General features: G+C 69.2%; 21 protein-coding genes. 10 read left to right on the forward strand and 11 right to left on the reverse strand.

What is annotated here, in order from left to right; translation table 11 throughout:
- The first annotated feature begins 172 nt into the window (after positions 1-172).
- Genes MHN84_RS14380 through MHN84_RS14390 form a run of 3 tightly spaced genes read left to right on the forward strand, consistent with a single transcriptional unit; the run spans position 173 to position 2,055 of the window.
- A complete protein-coding gene (locus MHN84_RS14380) occupies positions 173-1,435 on the forward strand; it encodes an inorganic phosphate transporter (protein WP_241205209.1) in 1,263 nt (420 codons plus the stop codon).
- A 25-nt stretch (positions 1,436-1,460) separates the two neighbouring features.
- Entirely contained in the window at positions 1,461-1,739 is a 279-nt protein-coding gene (locus tag MHN84_RS14385) for a hypothetical protein (RefSeq protein WP_241205210.1), read from the forward strand.
- Positions 1,740-1,755: 16 nt separating this feature from the next.
- Positions 1,756-2,055, forward strand: coding sequence for a DUF3349 domain-containing protein (locus MHN84_RS14390; protein ID WP_241205211.1), 300 nt, complete (start codon positions 1,756-1,758; stop codon positions 2,053-2,055).
- Here MHN84_RS14390 and MHN84_RS14395 read toward each other — a convergent pair.
- Genes MHN84_RS14395 through MHN84_RS14420 form a run of 6 tightly spaced genes read right to left on the reverse strand, consistent with a single transcriptional unit; the run spans position 2,052 to position 6,971 of the window.
- On the reverse strand, positions 2,052-2,438 hold the full coding sequence (locus tag MHN84_RS14395; protein WP_241205212.1) for a VOC family protein: 387 nt from the start codon (positions 2,436-2,438) through the stop codon (positions 2,052-2,054). The genes MHN84_RS14390 and MHN84_RS14395 overlap by 4 nt on opposite strands.
- Positions 2,439-2,455: 17 nt before the next feature.
- Positions 2,456-3,994: a long-chain-fatty-acid--CoA ligase gene (locus tag MHN84_RS14400; RefSeq protein WP_241205213.1), complete on the reverse strand. Its 1,539-nt coding sequence runs from the start codon at positions 3,992-3,994 to the stop codon at positions 2,456-2,458.
- The gene (locus tag MHN84_RS14405) at positions 3,991-4,875 is read right to left on the reverse strand and encodes an SDR family oxidoreductase (protein WP_241205214.1); all 885 of its coding nucleotides are present in this window, start codon (positions 4,873-4,875) and stop codon (positions 3,991-3,993) included. The genes MHN84_RS14400 and MHN84_RS14405 overlap by 4 nt, the downstream gene beginning before the upstream one ends.
- 15 nt (positions 4,876-4,890) lie before the next feature.
- Positions 4,891-5,790 (reverse strand): 1,4-dihydroxy-2-naphthoyl-CoA synthase, encoded by a 900-nt coding sequence (locus tag MHN84_RS14410; protein ID WP_241205215.1) that lies wholly within the window; start codon positions 5,788-5,790, stop codon positions 4,891-4,893.
- 3 nt (positions 5,791-5,793) lie between these two features.
- Entirely contained in the window at positions 5,794-6,249 is a 456-nt protein-coding gene (locus MHN84_RS14415) for a nitroreductase family deazaflavin-dependent oxidoreductase (RefSeq protein ID WP_241205216.1), read from the reverse strand.
- Between the two features lie 11 nt (positions 6,250-6,260).
- Positions 6,261-6,971 (reverse strand): HAD family hydrolase, encoded by a 711-nt coding sequence (locus tag MHN84_RS14420; protein ID WP_374238369.1) that lies wholly within the window; start codon positions 6,969-6,971, stop codon positions 6,261-6,263.
- Positions 6,972-7,014: 43 nt separating this feature from the next.
- On the opposite strand from MHN84_RS14420, the gene MHN84_RS14425 reads away from it, so the two are divergent.
- From MHN84_RS14425 to MHN84_RS14440, 4 genes are read left to right on the forward strand one after another with little or no spacing between them, the layout of a single operon-like run.
- Complete coding sequence (locus tag MHN84_RS14425) at positions 7,015-7,716, forward strand: glycosyltransferase family 2 protein (RefSeq protein ID WP_241205217.1); 702 nt, start codon at positions 7,015-7,017, stop codon at positions 7,714-7,716.
- Positions 7,713-8,645 carry an acyl-CoA dehydrogenase family protein gene (locus MHN84_RS14430; RefSeq protein WP_241205218.1) on the forward strand — a complete coding sequence of 311 codons (933 nt, stop codon included), beginning with the start codon at positions 7,713-7,715 and terminating at the stop codon, positions 8,643-8,645. The genes MHN84_RS14425 and MHN84_RS14430 overlap by 4 nt, the downstream gene beginning before the upstream one ends.
- The gene (locus MHN84_RS14435; protein WP_241205219.1) at positions 8,642-9,409 is read left to right on the forward strand and encodes a PIG-L deacetylase family protein; all 768 of its coding nucleotides are present in this window, start codon (positions 8,642-8,644) and stop codon (positions 9,407-9,409) included. The genes MHN84_RS14430 and MHN84_RS14435 overlap by 4 nt, the downstream gene beginning before the upstream one ends.
- Complete coding sequence (locus MHN84_RS14440; RefSeq protein ID WP_241205220.1) at positions 9,406-10,029, forward strand: SAM-dependent methyltransferase; 624 nt, start codon at positions 9,406-9,408, stop codon at positions 10,027-10,029. The genes MHN84_RS14435 and MHN84_RS14440 overlap by 4 nt, the downstream gene beginning before the upstream one ends.
- A gap of 141 nt (positions 10,030-10,170) precedes the next feature.
- Here the strand turns inward: MHN84_RS14440 and fadD8 are convergent, their stop codons facing one another.
- Complete coding sequence (gene fadD8 / locus MHN84_RS14445; RefSeq protein WP_241205221.1) at positions 10,171-11,769, reverse strand: fatty-acid--CoA ligase FadD8; 1,599 nt, start codon at positions 11,767-11,769, stop codon at positions 10,171-10,173.
- A 94-nt stretch (positions 11,770-11,863) separates the two neighbouring features.
- On the opposite strand from fadD8, the gene MHN84_RS14450 reads away from it, so the two are divergent.
- Positions 11,864-13,426, forward strand: a complete 1,563-nt coding sequence (locus MHN84_RS14450; protein WP_241205222.1) for a long-chain-fatty-acid--CoA ligase — start codon at positions 11,864-11,866, stop codon at positions 13,424-13,426.
- Between the two features lie 4 nt (positions 13,427-13,430).
- Here MHN84_RS14450 and MHN84_RS14455 read toward each other — a convergent pair whose 3' ends face one another.
- The 4 genes from MHN84_RS14455 to MHN84_RS14470 all read right to left on the reverse strand — a co-directional run bounded on the left by MHN84_RS14455 (position 13,431) and on the right by MHN84_RS14470 (position 16,258).
- Positions 13,431-14,057 (reverse strand): heme-binding protein, encoded by a 627-nt coding sequence (locus MHN84_RS14455; RefSeq protein WP_241205223.1) that lies wholly within the window; start codon positions 14,055-14,057, stop codon positions 13,431-13,433.
- Between the two features lie 86 nt (positions 14,058-14,143).
- Positions 14,144-15,367 carry an RNA polymerase sigma factor gene (locus MHN84_RS14460; RefSeq protein WP_241205224.1) on the reverse strand — a complete coding sequence of 408 codons (1,224 nt, stop codon included), beginning with the start codon at positions 15,365-15,367 and terminating at the stop codon, positions 14,144-14,146.
- Entirely contained in the window at positions 15,364-15,645 is a 282-nt protein-coding gene (locus MHN84_RS14465) for a YciI family protein (protein ID WP_374238372.1), read from the reverse strand. The genes MHN84_RS14460 and MHN84_RS14465 overlap by 4 nt, the downstream gene beginning before the upstream one ends.
- A 145-nt stretch (positions 15,646-15,790) precedes the next feature.
- Positions 15,791-16,258 (reverse strand): SRPBCC family protein, encoded by a 468-nt coding sequence (locus MHN84_RS14470; RefSeq protein WP_241205226.1) that lies wholly within the window; start codon positions 16,256-16,258, stop codon positions 15,791-15,793.
- Between the two features lie 47 nt (positions 16,259-16,305).
- Here MHN84_RS14470 and MHN84_RS14475 point away from each other — a divergent pair, with 47 nt between their 5' ends.
- The gene (locus MHN84_RS14475; protein WP_241205227.1) at positions 16,306-16,749 is read left to right on the forward strand and encodes a MarR family winged helix-turn-helix transcriptional regulator; all 444 of its coding nucleotides are present in this window, start codon (positions 16,306-16,308) and stop codon (positions 16,747-16,749) included.
- Positions 16,746-17,711: an o-succinylbenzoate synthase gene (locus MHN84_RS14480; RefSeq protein ID WP_241205228.1), complete on the forward strand. Its 966-nt coding sequence runs from the start codon at positions 16,746-16,748 to the stop codon at positions 17,709-17,711. The genes MHN84_RS14475 and MHN84_RS14480 overlap by 4 nt, the downstream gene beginning before the upstream one ends.
- The last annotated feature ends 22 nt before the right edge of the window (positions 17,712-17,733 follow it).

The following is a 17,733-nucleotide window of genomic DNA, read 5'->3' on the forward strand; positions in this document are numbered from 1 at the left end:
CCGCGGGCCGGTCCGGAGGGTGTTCGGCGGCGCGGGGACACAACGGTTGCCGGCGCCAAGATGAACAGCAGATGAACACCTGGCCCGCTTTGGAAAAAGTGCCATGTGGCACCTCGGTTGGGGGCCTGTGTCGATTAGTCAAAAACGATTGCGGGCCAGCAGAATCATCACCATGAGCGGAGAGCTGATCATCCTCGTGCTGTTGATTGCCACGGCGCTGGCATTCGACTTCACGAACGGGTTCCACGACACGGGGAACGCGATGGCGACGTCCATCGCGACCGGTGCGCTCAAGCCCAAGACGGCGGTGATCCTGGCCGGCATGCTCAACCTCGTCGGTGCGTTCCTGTCGGTCGAGGTCGCGATCACGGTCACCACGTCGGTGCTCAAGATCCAGGACAGCAAGACCGGTTCGCTGGTGGCGGGGATCGACGCCTCCACGGGGTTGACGATCATCTTCGCCGGCCTCATCGGCGGCATCCTGTGGAACCTGCTCACCTGGCTGTTCGGCATCCCGTCGAGCTCGTCGCACGCGCTTTTCGGCGGGCTCATCGGCGCCGGCCTCGCCGCGCTCGGCACCTCCGGGGTCAACTGGAGTGGTGTGATCAGCAAGGTCGTCATCCCCGCTCTGGCGGCGCCGTTCATCGCCGGGCTGGTCGCCGCATGCGGCACCTGGCTCGTCTACCGCCTCACCCGCAGCGTCCTGAAGAAGCGCCGTGAAGAGGGATTCCGCTGGGGCCAGATCGCCACCGCTTCGCTCGTCGCTCTCGCGCACGGCACCAACGACGCGCAGAAGACGATGGGCGTGATCGCCCTCGCGTTGATCACCACCGGCCACCTCACCGGCAACGTGAAGGAGGACGGTCTGCCGTTCTGGATCATCGCGTCCTGCGCCCTGGCCATCGGACTGGGCACCTACATCGGCGGTTGGCGCGTGATCCGCACCCTGGGCAAGGGCCTGGTCGAGATCGAGGCCCCGCAGGGCCTGGCCGCCGAGGCGTCGTCGGCCGCGATCATCCTGTCCTCCAGCGCCGCGGGCATGGCGCTGTCCACCACCCACGTCGCGACCGGCTCCATCCTGGGCAGCGGTGTCGGCAAGCCCGGCGCGCAGGTGCGCTGGGCCGTCGCCGGCCGGATGGCCACCGCATGGGTGATCACGCTGCCCGCCGCAGGTATCGTCGGCGCGCTCTCGTTCTGGCTCTCGCACATGGTCGAGAAGGTGACCGGTAACGCGCTGGCCGGTGACGGTCTGATCTTCGTCGTCCTGGTGGCCCTCTCGGGCTACATGTACTGGCGGGCCCAGCAGCAGAAGGTCAACCACCACAACGTCAACGCCGACTGGGACGAGGCCACCAACTCGGTGGTCCCCGCCGACGCGCGCGCCCTCACCCAGGCCGCCGACAAGGCCACAGACAAGCCCGCTGCCTCGGTCTAACCGGGTAACGAGACAAGGAACGTACATGTCCTATCTGGAAGCGATCCTCAAGGTGCTCGCCGTGGGCCTCGTCCTCGGTGCCGGCCTCCCCGCGCTGTTCGCCGTCGGGCTGGTCGCCTACTCCCGCGGAGCCGGCGGCGCCGAGGCGGACGGAACGGTCGACGCCCCCAACCCGGCGCTCAAGGCACTCGGTCTGTTGCTGTTCGCCGTCGTCGCCGTCGTGATCGTGATCGGCATCCTGTACATCACCAAGGGCACCATCAACCACCACTTCGGGTTCAACCCCGTCCCCTTCCTTCCCTGAAAGTGAGCTGATCACGATGCCCGAGAACAGTTTCAGCAACATCCTGACCTGGCTGCACGACGGCTATCCGCAGGGTGTGCCGCAGAAGGACTACTTTCCGTTGCTGGCGCTGCTCTCGCGCACGCTGACCGAGGAAGAGGTCGTGAAGGCGGCTCAGACCGTCCTCAAGGGGTCCGACTCCGACGAGGTCACCGAGCAGGAGATCCGTGCGGCCATTCACGTGGTCACCGACAAAGAACCCAACCCGGAGGAGATGCACCAGGTCGCATCCCGCCTGGCATCGGTCGGCTGGCCGTTGGCGGCGCCGGCGCGCTAGCCGCGGGTGTCGCGACGCAGCGGGTGCTCGTCGGGCACTTCGACGACGATCAGCAGTACCCCGTCCGGGTCGTGGACGTGCATCTCGAGCAACCCCCACGGCTCCTGCCGCGCTTCGCGAGCAATCTGAATCCCGCGCTGACGCAACGCCTCCTGGGTCGCGGCCAGGTCACGGACCTGCAGCCACAGCGCCCCGGGGAACGGCGGTGCCCCCGCGGTCGGCGCCCCGTGCCCGGCGATCTCGATCAGAGACTGGCCGGCGTGGAACACGGTGCCCCCGGGATACTCGCGGGCGATCGCCAACTCGAGGCCGTCGCGGTAGAACGCCAGCGAGCGGTCGTAATCCGCGGGCCGCAACAGCACCCGGCTGGCCAGGATCTCCATGGCCCGTGTCTATCACGTCAGCCGACGGGCCGGCTCTCGCCTCGCCAATAGGGTTCTCGCACAGTTCGTTTCAGGATCTTGCCGCTCGGGTTGCGGGGTAGCGCATCGATGAAGTCGACGCTCTTGGGCAGCTTGAAGCCCGCGAGATGCCCGCGCGCGAAGTCGATGAGGGCGTGCTCGCTCGGGTGTGCTCCCGCCGCGGGCACCACGACGGCTTTGACCGCCTCTCCCCACCGATTGTCGGGCACCCCGATCACGGCGACGTCGGCCACGTCGGGATGGGTCATCAGCACGTTCTCCACCTCGGCGGGGTACACGTTCTCCCCGCCGGTGACGATCATGTCCTTGATGCGGTCGTGCAGGTACAGCCGCCCTCGGGCGTCGAGGTAGCCGGCGTCGCCGGTCCGTAGCCAGCCGTCGGGGGTCAGTGTCGCCGCGGTGGCCTCCGGGTTCTGCCAGTACCCCAGCATGTTCTGCCGCGACTTCGTCCACACCTCACCAACGGCACCGGTCGGCACGTCCAGCCCGTCGGGGTCGGTGATGCGCACCTGCACCCACGGATACGGTGTGCCGCAGGAGCGCATCGTCTCGGCGCTCAACTCGGACGCCGCCAGCTGAGTGATCGAGCCGGTGGTCTCGGTCATCCCGTACACCTGGGCGAACACTGCGCCGAACCGCTCCACCCCGCGCCGCAGCACATCGTCGCTGATGGGGGACGCGCCGAACACCACGATCCGCAGGCTCGACACGTCGGCCGTCGCGATGCCCGGGGTGTCGAGCAGCATCCGCACCACCGCCGGCACCACCAGCATGTTCGTGACGCGATGGGTGTCGATCGCGTCGAGGATCGCCACCGGGTCGACGTCGCGCAGCACCACGGTCCGCGCGCCGTGCCACAGCCCGGCGAACGCCCAGCCGGAGCCGGCCATGTGGAACAGCGGCATCACGGCCATGCTGACCGCGCCGGGGTCCAGCAGCCACGGGCCCGCCACGCCGCGGGTCTTGCAGACGTAGTTGGCGTTGGAGAGCATCGCGCCCTTCGGCCGGCCCGTCGTCCCCGAGGTGTACATCAGCAGGACGAGGTCGTCGGGGCCGGTGACCACGCCGGGATCGGTGGCGGGGTGGGCGTGCAGCCAGTCGTCGAAGGCCGGCCAGCGGGGGTGGGCGCCGATCGCGATGACGTGCCGGCTCAGGTGTGCCTCGATGGCCTCGACGTGGGCGAAGAAGTCGGCGCCGACGACGACGGCGGTGGCTTCGCAGTCGGCGAGGACGTGCGCCATCTCCGCCGGTGCGAGCCGCCAGTTCACCGGCACACCGACGGCCCCCAGCTTGGCGAGCCCGAACATCACCTCGAAGAACTCGGCGCCGTTGCGGTCGATGAAGGCGACCCGGTCACCGCGGCCCACACCCATGGCGGCGAACGCCTGGGCCACCTGGTTGGAGCGGGCGTCGAGCTCGCCGTAGGTGATGGTGCGGTCGTCGACGCCCAGCGCCGGGGCGTCGGGACGCTGCCGGGCGTGCCCCCGAACGACGTCCGCCAGGCCCGCGAACGTCACTGCCGCGGCTGCATGCGCTGACGCTTCATGATCGTGTCGACCGCGGCGGGGGCGATGCTGTTGATCGCGTGCGCGGTGACGGCGATGCGGGGGGCGATGCTGACGGGGCGATGCCGCGCGGCGGTGACGATCCAGCCTGCCGCCTCGCTCGCCGAGAGGCCGGGCAGCCCGTCGTAGGCGCGCGTCGGGGCGATCATCGGAGTCTTCACCAGTGGATAGAACAGCGTCGTGGCGCGTACGCCCCGGTCACCCCACTCCGTTTCGATGATCCTGCTGATCGACGACAGCGCCGCTTTTGAGGCGTTGTACGCCCCGAACAGCGGCGGCGACTCGGTCTTCACGCCCCAGGTCGAGACGTTGATGATGTGCCCATCTCCCTGCTCGAGCATGCCGGGCGCCAGGCCGCGGATCAGCCGCATCGGGCCGTAGTAATTGAGCGTCATCGTGCGTTCGACGTCGTGCCACCGCTCCAGGGACTCCTCCAACGGCCGGCGGATCGAGCGCCCGGCGTTGTTCACCAGGATGTCGACGCCGCCGAACTCGGCGTCGACGGTGTCGACCAGCGCGTCGATCGCGTCGAGGTCGGACAGATCGCAGGCGTGGGCGCGCGCGCTGCCCCCGGCGACGGTGATGCGGGTGACCAGCTCGTCGAGGAGCTCCTGCCTGCGGGCCACCGCGATCACCGTCGCGCCGCGGCGGGCCAGCTTCTCAGCCGCGGCCTCTCCGATGCCCGATGAGGCGCCGGTCAACAGGATGCGCTTGCCGGCCAGGTCGACGATCTCCCGGTCGGGCCGATACTGCAGCAAGGTGGGGATCAGCGGCGGCCGCATGCTCGTCAACACGACCTGCTCGGCGAGCCGCCGCAGCGGATTGCGTGCCATGGGGATCTCCTGCTGTCAGAAGTAGCGGGGGAACGGGGTCCAGTCGGGGTCGCGCTTCTCCAGGAACGCATCACGCCCCTCGACGGCCTCGTCGGTCATGTACGCCAGCCGGGTCGCTTCCCCGGCGAAGAGCTGCTGGCCCACCAGCCCGTCCTCGGGAAGATTGAAGGCATACTTCAGCATCCGGATCGCCTGCGGTGACTTCCCGTTGATCTCCGAGGCCCACTGCAGCGCAGCGGTTTCCAGCTCAGCGTGGTCCACGACCTCGTTGACCGCGCCCATCGCGTGCATCTGCTCGGCGGTGTAGGGCCGGCCGAGAAAGAAGATCTCGCGGGCGAACTTCTGCCCGACCTGGCTGGCCAGATACGCCGATCCGTACCCGGCGTCGAACGAGCCGACATCGGCGTCGGTCTGCTTGAACCGGGCGTGCTCGCGCGAGGCCAGCGTCAGGTCGCACACCACGTGCAGCGAATGGCCGCCGCCGGCGGCCCAGCCGTTGACCAGACAGATCACCGGCTTCGGCATGAACCGGATCAGGCGCTGCACCTCGAGGATGTGCAGCCGGCCGGCGCGCGCCGGGTCGACGGTCTCGGCGGTGTCGCCCGAGGCGTACTGATAGCCCGAGCGGCCGCGGATGCGTTGGTCACCGCCCGAGCAGAACGCCCAGCCGCCGTCCTTGGGCGACGGGCCGTTCCCGGTCAGCAGCACGGTCCCGACGTCGGAGCTCATCCGGGCGTGGTCGAGGGCGCGATACAACTCGTCGACGGTGTGCGGGCGGAACGCGTTGCGCACCTCCGGCCGGTCGAATGCGACGCGCACGGTCGGCTGGCTGACGTGCCGGTGGTAGGTGATGTCGGTCAGGTCGTCGAAGCCGGCGACCGGCTGCCACAGACTGGAATCGAACGGGTTGCTCACCCGTCAGACGGTATCGAACCGGAAGACCGCGCAGCGCCCGGCCAGCGCCTCGAACTCATCAGGGTTGGGGCCGGTGACCAATCCGGCGTTGCGCATGAAGCTCACCCCGGTCGGCACCAGCACGGGGAACTGCCGCAGCAGCGGACGGGCTTCCTCGGCGGACAGCTCGACCATCCGGACATGTTCGCGGGTCTTCCCCTGCGTGAGCACCGCCTCGGGGTTGGCTCGCGCATTGCGCACCCAGTCGGCCCCGGGGAATCCGCCGACGACGTAACGGCGGCCGTCCACCTCGAACGGCGTGATCGGCGTCGACCGGGGCTGGCCGGACGTGCGGCCCGTCACCGTGAGCACCATCGGCCCGTCTCGAATGATCCCGATCCGCGTCGCCGCCATCAGGACCTTGTTCATCGGCTTGAGCCACCACGGCGGACGGGGATTCGCAGGCTTGGGATTCGCCATGGTGTTCGACGCTACAGCGGGATTCCGTGTGCCCACAGCGCCGCGACCAGACCGTCGCGCCGATCCTGGGTGGGCAGCGGGTCGACGAGCGCGAACCGGCAGCCCAGGGCGCGGGCACCTCCGTCTGCCTCGTCGCTGTCGCCGACCATCAGGGCCCGCTCGGCGGGCACCCCGAGCTGCTCCAGGGCGGCGCTGAAAATCGCCGGGTCCGGCTTGGTCGCGCCCACTTCGAACGACAGCACGAAGACGTCGACATCGTCGGCGACACCGAGCGCGTCGAAGGCTGGCCGGATGTCGAAGGCGATGTTGGACACCACCGCGGTCTTGATGCCTCGCTCCGTGAGCCCGGCCAGGACGGTCGCGGTGTCGGGGTAGGGCGTCCAGTAGGCAGGGTCGATCACCTTGGCGTACAAGGCTTCCGCGTGGTGGCGAGCCAGCCCGGATTCGCGCAGGACGTGCAGGTACGCCTCGCGATGTAGATGCGGCGCGAGGTCCCGGTTGACCCACGCGTCGAGCGCCTCGGGGGTCATCGACACCGTGCGCCCGGTGGGTGCGGTCAGTCGGTGCACCAGCTCGGCCTGGACATGCGCGTCCACGACCCTGTCGTCCTCGAGGGTCATGCCCTCGAACCAGCTGTCGTCTTCCTCGAGCCGGAACAGGGTGCCGGAGAAGTCGAACAGCACTGCATCCACGTCGGTCACGGAGTCGGCCACGTCGACCATCGTGCCAGGTGTGAAACCGAGGTTTTGCGGCTAACTAAGCGGTATGCGCACCCAGGAGTGGTCTCTGCAGCAGATCGTGGTCGTGGTGCCGGCCCACAACGAGATCGATCAGCTGCCCGAGTGCCTGCGCGCGCTGACCACCGCGGCGTTGTGCGTGTCCGTGCCGGTGTCGATCGTCGTCGTGCTCGATGCCTGCGATGACGGCAGCGAGACACTGGCCGGGCAGTTCGGCCCCGACGTCCACGTCGTGTCGGTCGACGCGGGCAATGTCGGTGCCGCACGTGCCGCGGGCTTCGAGTACGCACGCACACTGTGCGACGACGGGCCGACGACCTGGTACGCCACGACGGACGCCGACAGCGTCGTCAGCCCCGACTGGCTGATCAGGATGACTGCCCCCGGTGCCGACATGGTGCTCGGTGTGGTGCGGGTTCCGTTGTGGCGCAATCTTTCTGCCGCAGTGGTACGCCGTTACCTGCGTGCCTACAACGCGGACGGGCCGGGGCATTCGCACGTGCACGGCGCGAACATGGGGTTCCGCGCCTCGGCCTACTGGCAGGTCGGCGGCTTTCGGGCTCTCGCGACGGCAGAGGATGCCGACCTGGTGGAACGTTTCCTGTCGGCACGGCTGCTGGTCCACCGGGACCGGGGACTGTCGGTGGCGACGTCGGATCGTGTCGATGGTCGCGCACCGGGCGGCTTCGCCGCGCACCTGCGGGGGCTGTCCCGAAAAGCCGCCTCGTGAGTGTCGGGCTGGTCGAGCGCTGGCTGGCCGCAGGCGAACTCGACCTGCCCCTGCCCGGTCGCGGTGAGACCCGGCAGCGGTGGCGGCGGTTGGCGGCGATGGCCGAGCAGGACGTGACGGCCGGCCGGTTGGCCGAGGCGCACGCCGATGCTGTCGCGATCCTCGCCGAATTGGGCGGGCCCCGTCCGGAGCCAGGACAGTGGTGGGGCGTGTGGGCGGCAGAACCTCCCGATGCGGTGGTTGTGGCCACCGGCGACGGTGACGCGCTCCGGCTCGACGGGGTGAAAGCGTGGTGCTCCGGGGCGGGGCTGTGCTCGCATGCCTTGGTGACGGCACGGCTGGCCGACGGCGAGCGCGGCCTGTTCGCGGTCGACCTCGGCGCCGCCGGGGTGCATCAGCTGCCGAGTACCTGGCAGGCGGCGGGGATGGCCGAATCCGACACCCGCTCGGTGCGTTTCGAGAACACTCCCGCGGTGGCGGTCGGGGGGCCGGGGGAGTACCTGAGCCGACCGGGATTCTGGCAGGGTGGCGCGGGCGTGGCGGCGTGCTGGCTGGGCGGCGCACGCGCGGTGGCGCAGCCTCTCTACCGTCGGGCAGCTGCCGGCATCGCGGATCCGCACGCGCTCGCGCACCTGGGCGCAGTCGACGCCGCGCTCGCCGCCGCGGACGCCACCCTGGCCCTCACCGCCGCCGCCGTCGACGCCGACCCTGCGGCGCCTGCCGAGCTGTGGGCTCGCCGCGCGAGGGCTGCCGCCGAGACCGCGGTGGAGGAGGCCATCGGGCGGACCGCCCGCGCGCTGGGCCCCGCACCGCTGGCCCTGGACGGTGAGCATGCGCGACGGGTGGCCGACCTGTCGGTCTACGTTCGTCAGAGCCACGCCGAGCGCGACCTGGAACGTCTCGGTCAACTGGCAGGAGCCTCGGCGTGACGGCGGCTCAGGTCGGCAACGGAACCAGATTCGCCGCGCAGCCCGTCCCGGACGGCGGTACTCCCACCCGCGTCTGGGTCGACGCCGAGCTGCAGTTGCCGGAACTCGACCTCACCGGGTGTCCGGAACTCGTCGTGATCGGAGCGCATCCGGACGACGAGACACTCGGTTTCGGCGCGACCGCGTCGCTGCTCGCGCGGGCCGGCGTGCGCACGCAGATCATCTCGGCCACCGACGGCGGGGCGGCCTACCCGGAATTGTCCGTCTTGCAGAGATACCAGCTCGAGCGGACGCGACGCGACGAACTGCGCAGGGCAGCAACAGTATTGGGCATGTACGCACCGGTGAGCCTCGGGCTGCCTGACGGGCGGGTGGCCCAGCACGAGGGACGGCTCACCGATCTGCTGGTCGAGATCCTCGACGGGAAGCCGGCGGGGACCTGGTGCGCGGCACCGTGGCGCGGGGATGGTCACCCCGATCACGAGGCGGTCGGGCGGGCCGCGGCGGCCGCGATTGCGCAGACGGGTGCGGTGTTGGTGGAGTATCCGGTGTGGATGTGGCACTGGTCGTTTCCGGGCGACATCGCCGTCCCGTGGCAGCGGGCGCGGATGGCCCGGCTCACCGCCGAGGCGCTGGAGACCAAGCGGCAGGCCGCGCGGTGCTTCGAAAGTCAGTACGCCGCACCCACTCCCGGCGGTGATCCGGTGTTGCCGCCCGAGGTGCTGCATCGGCTGCTGACGGTCGGCGAAGTGGCGTTCTGTTGAGTGCCCGACTCCCCGACGACTTCTTCGACCGCATGTACGCCGAGGCGGAGGACCCGTGGTCGCTCGGCACGCGCTGGTACGAGGAGCGCAAGTACGCGATCACGACGGCGGTGCTTCCGTATCGGCGCTATCGCCACGCATTCGAACCGGGCTGTTCGGTCGGGGTGCTCACCGAGCGGCTGCTGCACCGCTGCGACAGGATCACCGCGATCGATGTGAGCGTCGCGGCGCTGGACGCCACGCACCGACGTCTGGCCGGGTCGCGCATGATCGGCCGCGCCGATCTGCGACGCGGGTCGATCGACGCCCCATGGCCGAGCGGGCCCTTCGATCTGGTGGTGCTCTCAGAGGTGTGCTACTACCTGCAGCCGGAGACTCTGCGAACGGTGCTGGAGCGTGAGGTACCGCGGCTGCCACGCCCTGCCACGGTCGTGGCCGCGCACTGGCGGCATGCGGTCGAGGACTATCCGATGACCGGCGACGAGGCCAACGACATCATCACGCGGGCGGCCGGCCTGCACCGTCTCGGCGGGTACCGCGACGACGACGTCGTCATCGACGTCTTCGACACCGCAGGCCCCGACTCCGTCGCGACGCGCACCAACATCCCGGGCGCCTAGTTCGGCGAGCGCGCGCGTCTGCACGCAACACGCCGCGAATTTCTGGCATTTCGCGCGCGCTCGCCGCAACCGAGCGAACCCATCGTCAGCCGACGCTGCCTGATTGTCGGCTTCCTCCTCGGCTCGTCCCTCGCCGCATCGTCAGCCGACGGCCCGCCCCGCGCCCTCCCAGAACTGCGCCCGCACCGCCTTCTTGTCCGGCTTGCCCAGCGCCGTCACCGGCACGGAGTCGACCACCACCACCTGCTTGGGCGTGTGCACCGAGCCCTTGCGATCCTTCACCGCAGCCTGGATCTCGCCGATCATCGTCGCCACGGCACCCTCGTCGGACGCGGCGTCGGGCCGCAGCACCACCACGGCTGTCACCGCTTCGCCCCACTTCTCGTCGGGTGTGCCGATCACACACACCTGCGCTACCGAAGGATGCTCTGCCACAACATCTTCCACTTCGCGCGGGAACACGTTGAAGCCGCCGGTGACGATCATGTCCTTGGTCCGGTCGACGATGTAGTAGAAGCCGTCCTCGTCCTCGCGAGCCAGGTCGCCGGTGTGCATCCACCCGTCGCGGAACGTCTCCGCCGTCGCGTCGGGCAGCTTCCAGTACCCGCCCGACAGCAGCGGCCCGGACACGCAGATCTCACCCACCTCGCCCTGCGGCACCGGCTGCCCGTCGTCGCCGAGCAACGCCACCCGCGCGAACAACGTCGGCCGTCCGCACGAGGTCAGCCGCTTCTCGTCGTGGTCCTTCTTCGACAGATACGTGATCACCATCGGCGCTTCGGACTGCCCGTAGTACTGCGCGAAGATCGGGCCGAACCGGCGGATCGCCTCCTTCAGGCGCACCGGATTCATCGCCGACGCACCGTAATACACGGTTTCCAACGACGACAGGTCCCGCGTGTGCGAGTCCGGATGATCCATCAGCGCGTAGATCATCGACGGCACCAGCATGGTCGCGGTGATCTTCTGCTCCTCGATCACCCGCAGCACCTCGGCCGGGTCGAACTTGGTCAGCACGATCAGTTCGCCACCCTTGACGACGACGGGGGTGAAGAACGCCGCGCCGGCGTGCGACAGCGGTGTGCACATCAGGAAGCGCGGGTTCTCCGGCCACTCCCACTCGGCCAGCTGCACGGTCGTCATCGTGGTGATCGACTGCGTCGTCCCCATGACGCCCTTGGGCTTGCCTGTCGTGCCGCCGGTGTAGGTCAGGCCGCCGATGTGGTCGGGCGGCAGGTCCGCGGCCACCAGTGGCCGGGGCGGGTACTTCGCGGCTTCGGCGCTCAGGTCCACCGCGACGTCGGCAAGCTCGGACGGCACCGGGCCGATGGTCAGGATCTGCTTCAACGACGGCACCTTGTCGAGCAGCCCCAGCGCACGTTCGACGAACATCGGGTTCGGGTCGATGATCAACGACGTCACCTCGGCGTCGGACAGCACGTAGGCGTGATCGTCGAGTGAGCCGAGAGGGTGTAGTGCCGTGCGGCGGTATCCCTGGGTCTGCCCGGCGCCGATGATCATGAGCACCTCGGGCCTGTTCAGGCTCAACAACCCCACTGCGGCACCCGTGCCGGCGCCCAGCGCTTCGAACGCCTGAATGTACTGGCTGATGCGATCGGCCAGCTCACCGCCGGTGAGCGTCGTGTCGCCGAGGAACAGCACGGGCCGGTCGCGGTGCCTCTTGAGGGCGCCGACGGTGAGGTGTCCGGAGTGCACGGGGTGCCGCAGCAGATCGGTCATGTGCTCCAGACTAGAACGTGTTCCAGTTCTGACCAAGCCTCGGATCCGCCCAAACGACGGTTCCGACGAGCACCGGCGTGGCACGCTGCTGCCCATGGCTGATCTGCCCGAACCCCGCTTCCTCGACGAACGCGTCGCCCACTGGGCCGCGACCCAGCCCGACGCGGAGGCGATGGACTATCTCGACCGGAACTGGACCTGGGCGCAGTGGGACGACCGCATCCGGCGGCTCGCCGGCGCGCTCACCGAGCGTGGCGTCACGCGCGGCGACGTCGTCGCGTTCCTCGACAAGAACCATCCCGCATGCGTCGAGTTGACCATCGCCGCCGCGTCTCTGGGTGCGGCCACCGCGATCATCAACTTCCGCCTCGCCGCCGACGAACTCGACTACGTGCTCAACGACTCCGACGCCAAGGTGCTCATCGCAGGCAAGGAGTTCATGGCGTCGATCGACAAGATCCGCGACAAGCTCACCAACATCGAGCACGTCATCTCGGTGACGCCCGAGGGGGACGACGAGTACGAGAAGGTCCTGGAGGCCGCGACACCGGTGCAGCGCTCCGACGATGTCGAACCCGACGACGTCGCGATCATCATGTACTCATCGGGCACCACCGGCCGCCCGAAGGGCGTCGAGCTCACCCAGGCCAACATCATCGCCCACACCGTCAACGCCCACGAGGGGTTCGAGTTCGACGAGGGCGACAAGAACATGGTGTCGATGCCGCTGTTCCACGTCGGCGGTTCGTCCTACGCGCAGTTCGCGATCCACGACGGGTTCCCGAGCGTGATGACCCGCGAGGTCGACGGCGCATCGCTGGCCGGCGCCATCTTCAAGGGCGCCAACCGAACCTTCCTCGTCCCGGCGGTGTTGGCCAAGGTGCTCGACTCCGGTGAGGACGCCGTGAAGCTGTTCGCGTCGCTGAAGACCTACGGCTACGGCGCGTCTCCGATGCCGCTGCCACTGCTGCGGCGGGCGCTCGAGGCCTGGCCGGACACGGATTTTATCCAGGCCTACGGCCTGACCGAACTGTGCGGGGTGATCAGCCACCTGCTCCCCGAGGCGCACCGCGATCCCGGCCGGGAGGAACGGCTTTCCAGCGCAGGGACACTGGTGCCCAACGCCGAGGTGCGCGTGGTCGATCCCGACACGCTCGAGGACGTGCCCGCCGGTGAACAGGGCGAGTTGTGGTTCCGCTCACCGCAATTGATGAAGGGCTACCACAACAAGCCCGACGCCACCGCCGAGGCGATCACCGAGGACGGTTGGTTCCGCACCGGGGACATCGGCCGGGTCGACGACGGCGGCTTCATCTTCGTCGAGGACCGCCTCAAGGACATGATCATCTCGGGCGGCGAGAACATCTACTCGATCGAGGTCGAACGCGTGCTCGCCGAGCACGACGCCGTGGTCGAGGTCGCGGTGATCGGTGTCCCCGACGAGAAGTGGGGTGAGGTGGTCAAGGCGGTGGTGGTGGTCGAACAGGAGGTGTCCGAAAAGGACTTGATCGCGTTCGCCCGCGAGCGCCTGGCGGCCTACAAGTGCCCCAAGACCATCGACATCACCGACGAGTTACCTCGCAATCCCACCGGCAAGGTCTTGAAGAAGGAGCTGCGCAAACCGCATTGGGACGGCCGGGACCGCACGACGGTCTAGCTCCCTAGATGGTGACGACGACCTCGTTGCGCCGCCGGAACGGCAGCGTCCACGGGGGATCGTAGAACCACGCGGTCGTCTCGCCTTTGGGTTCGATACCGTTGTCCCGCAGCGTCGTTCGGAGTTCCTCGCTGCGGGCGGCGACGGCTCCCGCGCTGCGATCGCCGGTGAACGACAGCACTGCGACCGTCTGCGGTGGCACGGTGACCAGCCGGACGTTCTCGTCGTCGGGCTGCGGCAGCGTTTCCATCGACCACCTCGACGGCATGAAGAACCGGACCGTCCAACCGTCCTCGGCGTTCCCGGTCTGCGAGACGGGCGCGGTCATCGCGATCTCCTCGCTGTCCCCGTTTCTGACGGACTGGCTCACCGGCGCGGTCATCGCGATCTCGGTGTCGCGGTGGTTGCCGCCGAAGATGTAGCCGGCCAGCCGCCGGAAGCCGGCGTTGAGAGCCTTCTGCTTCTCGCCGGTCACCGTGGTCTCGGCAGCGATCCGCGAGCCGTACTGGCGGATCTCCACCCGATCGGTCAGCGGCCGCTTGATGTAGTGGGGTTCCTCGACGGTCCGCACGCCGACGATGGACAGCGCAGACTCACCGAGCTGGCTGGCGAACTTCAGGATCGGATTCACAACGTGCTCCTCGGCATATCGGCGATCTACCCGCGTCGCACTCGACGCAATCTTTCTTCGTCGCCGCGACGCGATCGGATAGGCGGTCACATCGTCGGAGGCGTCCATTGTGCGATGAGAGCCCGCCGATGATCGGCTTCCGCGGTGCTGAGGGGCCCGGCGAGTGAGGCAGACATCTGCTCGATGGCCTCGGCGAAGCGCCCCTCCCGGGCGAGCAACTCGGCGCGAACGGCGTGTCCGCGGTGGTCGAGATCGATGTCGGAGAGTGCCCGTAGTCCCGCCGCGGGGCCCGACATCTCGGCGATGGCGACGGCCCGTGCCACTCGGTTGGCGGGGCTCGGTGCCACCTCTGTCAGCAGGGTGTAGAGCCGGACGATCTCGGCCCAGTCGGTGTCGCGGTACGACGTGGCGCGCGCATGCTCCATCGCGATGGCAGCTTGCAGCTGGTAGGGATCGGCGATGCCGTCGGAGCGCCGCAGCGATGCTGCGAGCAGCCGGGACCCCTCGTCGATCGCCGCGCGGTCCCATCTGGCGCGGTCCTGATCGGCCAGAACCACCGGATGCCCGTCAGGGTCGGTGCGCGCGCCGCGACGGGCCTCGGTGAGTAGCAACAGTGCCAGCAGGGACATGGGCGCCCCCTCATCAGGCATCAGCTCGACCACCAGACGGGCGAGTCGCACGGCTTCCCGGCAGCCGTCGACATCGCTGAGGTGTGGACCCGATGTCGCGGTGTGCGCGCTGGTGTAGAGGGTGTACACGACCGCGCAGACTGCCGCGAGTCGTGACGGCAATTCCGCTGCTGATGGCACCTGGTACGGAATTCCGGCGCGGGCGATCTTGGCGCGCGTCCGAGTCAGTCGCTTGGCCACGGCTGCCTCGCTGGTCAGCAGCACCGACGCGATCTGGGTTGTCGACAGCCCGCACAGCGTTCGCAGCGCAAGGGTGACCTGGGCGGGCAGGCCGAGGGACGGATGTGCGCAGGTGAAGATCAGCCGCAGTATGTCATCCTCGACGATGTGCTCCAGGGGATCGTCGTCGACGTGGAGATCCACAGCGGCTCGCTCCTTGAACGTGCGCGCCGTCTCCCGGCGCAAGACGTCGATGGCTGCTCGCCGGGCAGTGACGGTCAGCCACGCCCTCGGGGAGTCGGGAACGCCTGTGACGGGCCATTGGGCCAGAGCCCGCAGCATCGCGTCCTGCACGGCATCCTCGGCCAGGTGCAGATCGCCGAGCTTCCGGACCAGCGTGGCGAGGATGCGCGCACCCTCGGCCCGGACCGTCTCGGCAAGCTGTTGATCTGCCCGGTTCACTCCCCGAATTCGATCACCGGACGGACCTCCACTGCTCCGCCCCACGCGGCGGGAATGTCCGCGGCGATTCGCAGAGCCTCGTCGAGATCGGCGGCCTCGAGGAGGTAGAAGCCGGTCAACGCTTCCTTTGTCTCGGCGTACGGGCCGTCGCTGAGCACGACCTCGCCGCCGCGAGCGCCGCGCACCCGCACCGTGGTGGCCGTCGCGGTGGGGTACAACGCGGCTCCACCGCGAATCGAGGCGCCATGGGCCGCGCCGAACTCGCCATACTCGGCCATGGTGGCCGCGTGCTCAGGCGCCGTCCAGTCGACGTCGGCGGAAAAGATGATGGCGGCGTACTGGGGCATCGTGTTCTCCTTCGTTCGGGCGGTCCCACTGTTGGGATCACATCAGTAAGACGATCGCGACGAACGGAAAAGGACATCACCGGACTTCTCGTTCTTCTGCGTACGCCTTGAGCTGCTCGAGATCCTTGATGTGGAGGCGGCGGACCCGACGCGCCATCGCTGCCTCCACCAGCTGGCGCAGACCCGGTGGCAGTGGTGCCGTGGCGCTGAAGTCCAGGTGAACCCGCGTGTGCCGGCCATCGATGTCCTCCAGGCGGAAGGTCAGCTGCGGAGTCATCTCCCGGCCACCGGGCCCCCGATTGCGTAACCGGTAGTCGACCGTCCGCTCGTCGGCGGCGTGGAGCACCTGACGACCCTGGGTGACCCCCTTGGTGTCGGTGAACACGATCGCCGATCCGGGGCTGCGCCCGTCGCCGTCGATGCGGCAGCGGTAGCCGGTGGCGTCCGGCCACGCCGACCACTTCAGCAATTCGTGCTCATCGGCGATCGCCCTCTGTACCGCGGCGACGGGGCGGGCGATGAGGACACTATCGGTCCAGCGCATGGCACCTCCTGAATGATTCGATGATCGAATGATACGTTGATCGAATCATGGTGGACAGCGGTGCGGACGTTCTGACGGCATGTCGCGACCTCTGGCGCGCCATGGAGAATTTCGACGAAGCGGCATGCCGGGCGCTGAGGATCGGGCGCAGCGATCTGCGGGCGCTCAATGCGCTCGAGGAGGGCCCGCGCAGCGCGGCGTGGCTGGCCGAACACCTCGGACTGTCGCGCGGATCGGTGACCGCGCTCGTCGATCGTCTCGAAGCGGCACGCCTGGTCGAGCGTCGCGCCGCCGAGCGTGACCGGCGCAGTGTGATGGTCGCGCTCCGGGACGCCACCTGGCGTGCGCTCGCCGACATCTACCGCCCCCTCGGACAGCGGGTCGCCGCGGCGGGCGCCGGGCTGACCGAGCGGGACCGGCGCGCGCTGGTTCAGGGGCTCGACGCGATCGCGGCGGCCTTCACCCAGGCGCAACCCGGGGATGGCCGATGATCGACGAGATGGATCTCGCCGACCTCCTCGACCGTGTGCACGTCGTCGCCCTTCCGATGCGCGTGCGGTTCCGCGGCATCACCACGCGAGAGGTCGCGCTGATAGAAGGCCCGGCCGGCTGGGGCGAGTTCGGCGCGTTCGTCGAATACGGCCCCGCCGAGGCCGCGCACTGGCTGGCCGCCGCGCTCGAGGCCGCGAATCAACCGCTGCCGCCGACGCAGCGAGACAGCATCCCGATCAATGCGACGGTGCCCGCGGTGTCTGCCGGGCAGGTCCCGGAGGTACTGGCCCGGTTCCCCGGTGCCCGCACCGCCAAGGTCAAGGTCGCCGAACCCGGGCAATCGCTGGCCGACGACGTCGCCCGTGTCAACGCCGTGCGCGCGCTCGTACCCACCGTTCGCGTCGACGCCAACGGCGGCTGGACCGTCGAGGACGCCGTCGCCGCCGCCGCGGCACTGACCACCGATGGGCCGCTGGAGTACCTCGAACAGCCCTGCGCGACGGTCCCTGAGCTGGTCGAAGTGCGTCGCCGCGTCGATGTTCCGGTCGCGGCCGACGAGAGCATCCGCAAGGCCGAGGATCCGCTGCACGTGGTGCGCTCGCAGGCTGCCGACATCGCGGTGCTCAAGGTTGCCCCGCTGGGCGGGGTCCGGGCCATGCTGGCGATCGCCGCACAGATCGACATCCCGATCGTGGTGTCGAGCGCCCTGGACTCGGCGGTCGGCATCGGCGCGGGCCTCGTCGCGGCCGGCTGCCTGCCGCGGCTGCCGCACGCCTGCGGGCTGGGCACCGGCAGCCTGTTCGTCGAGGACGTGGCCGAGCCGGCGCCGCCCGTCGACGGGTTCCTTCCCGCGACGGCGGTGACGCCGGACCCGGCGCGGTTGAGCGCCCTGGCGGCAGACCCCCGGCGCCGTCAGTGGTGGATCGAGCGCATCCGGGAGTGCTGGCCGCTCGTGTCCTGATCTGTGGGATGCATGGCCTGGA

The organism is Mycobacterium sp. PSTR-4-N (genome assembly GCF_022348085.1).
GTDB lineage: Bacteria > Actinomycetota > Actinomycetes > Mycobacteriales > Mycobacteriaceae > Mycobacterium.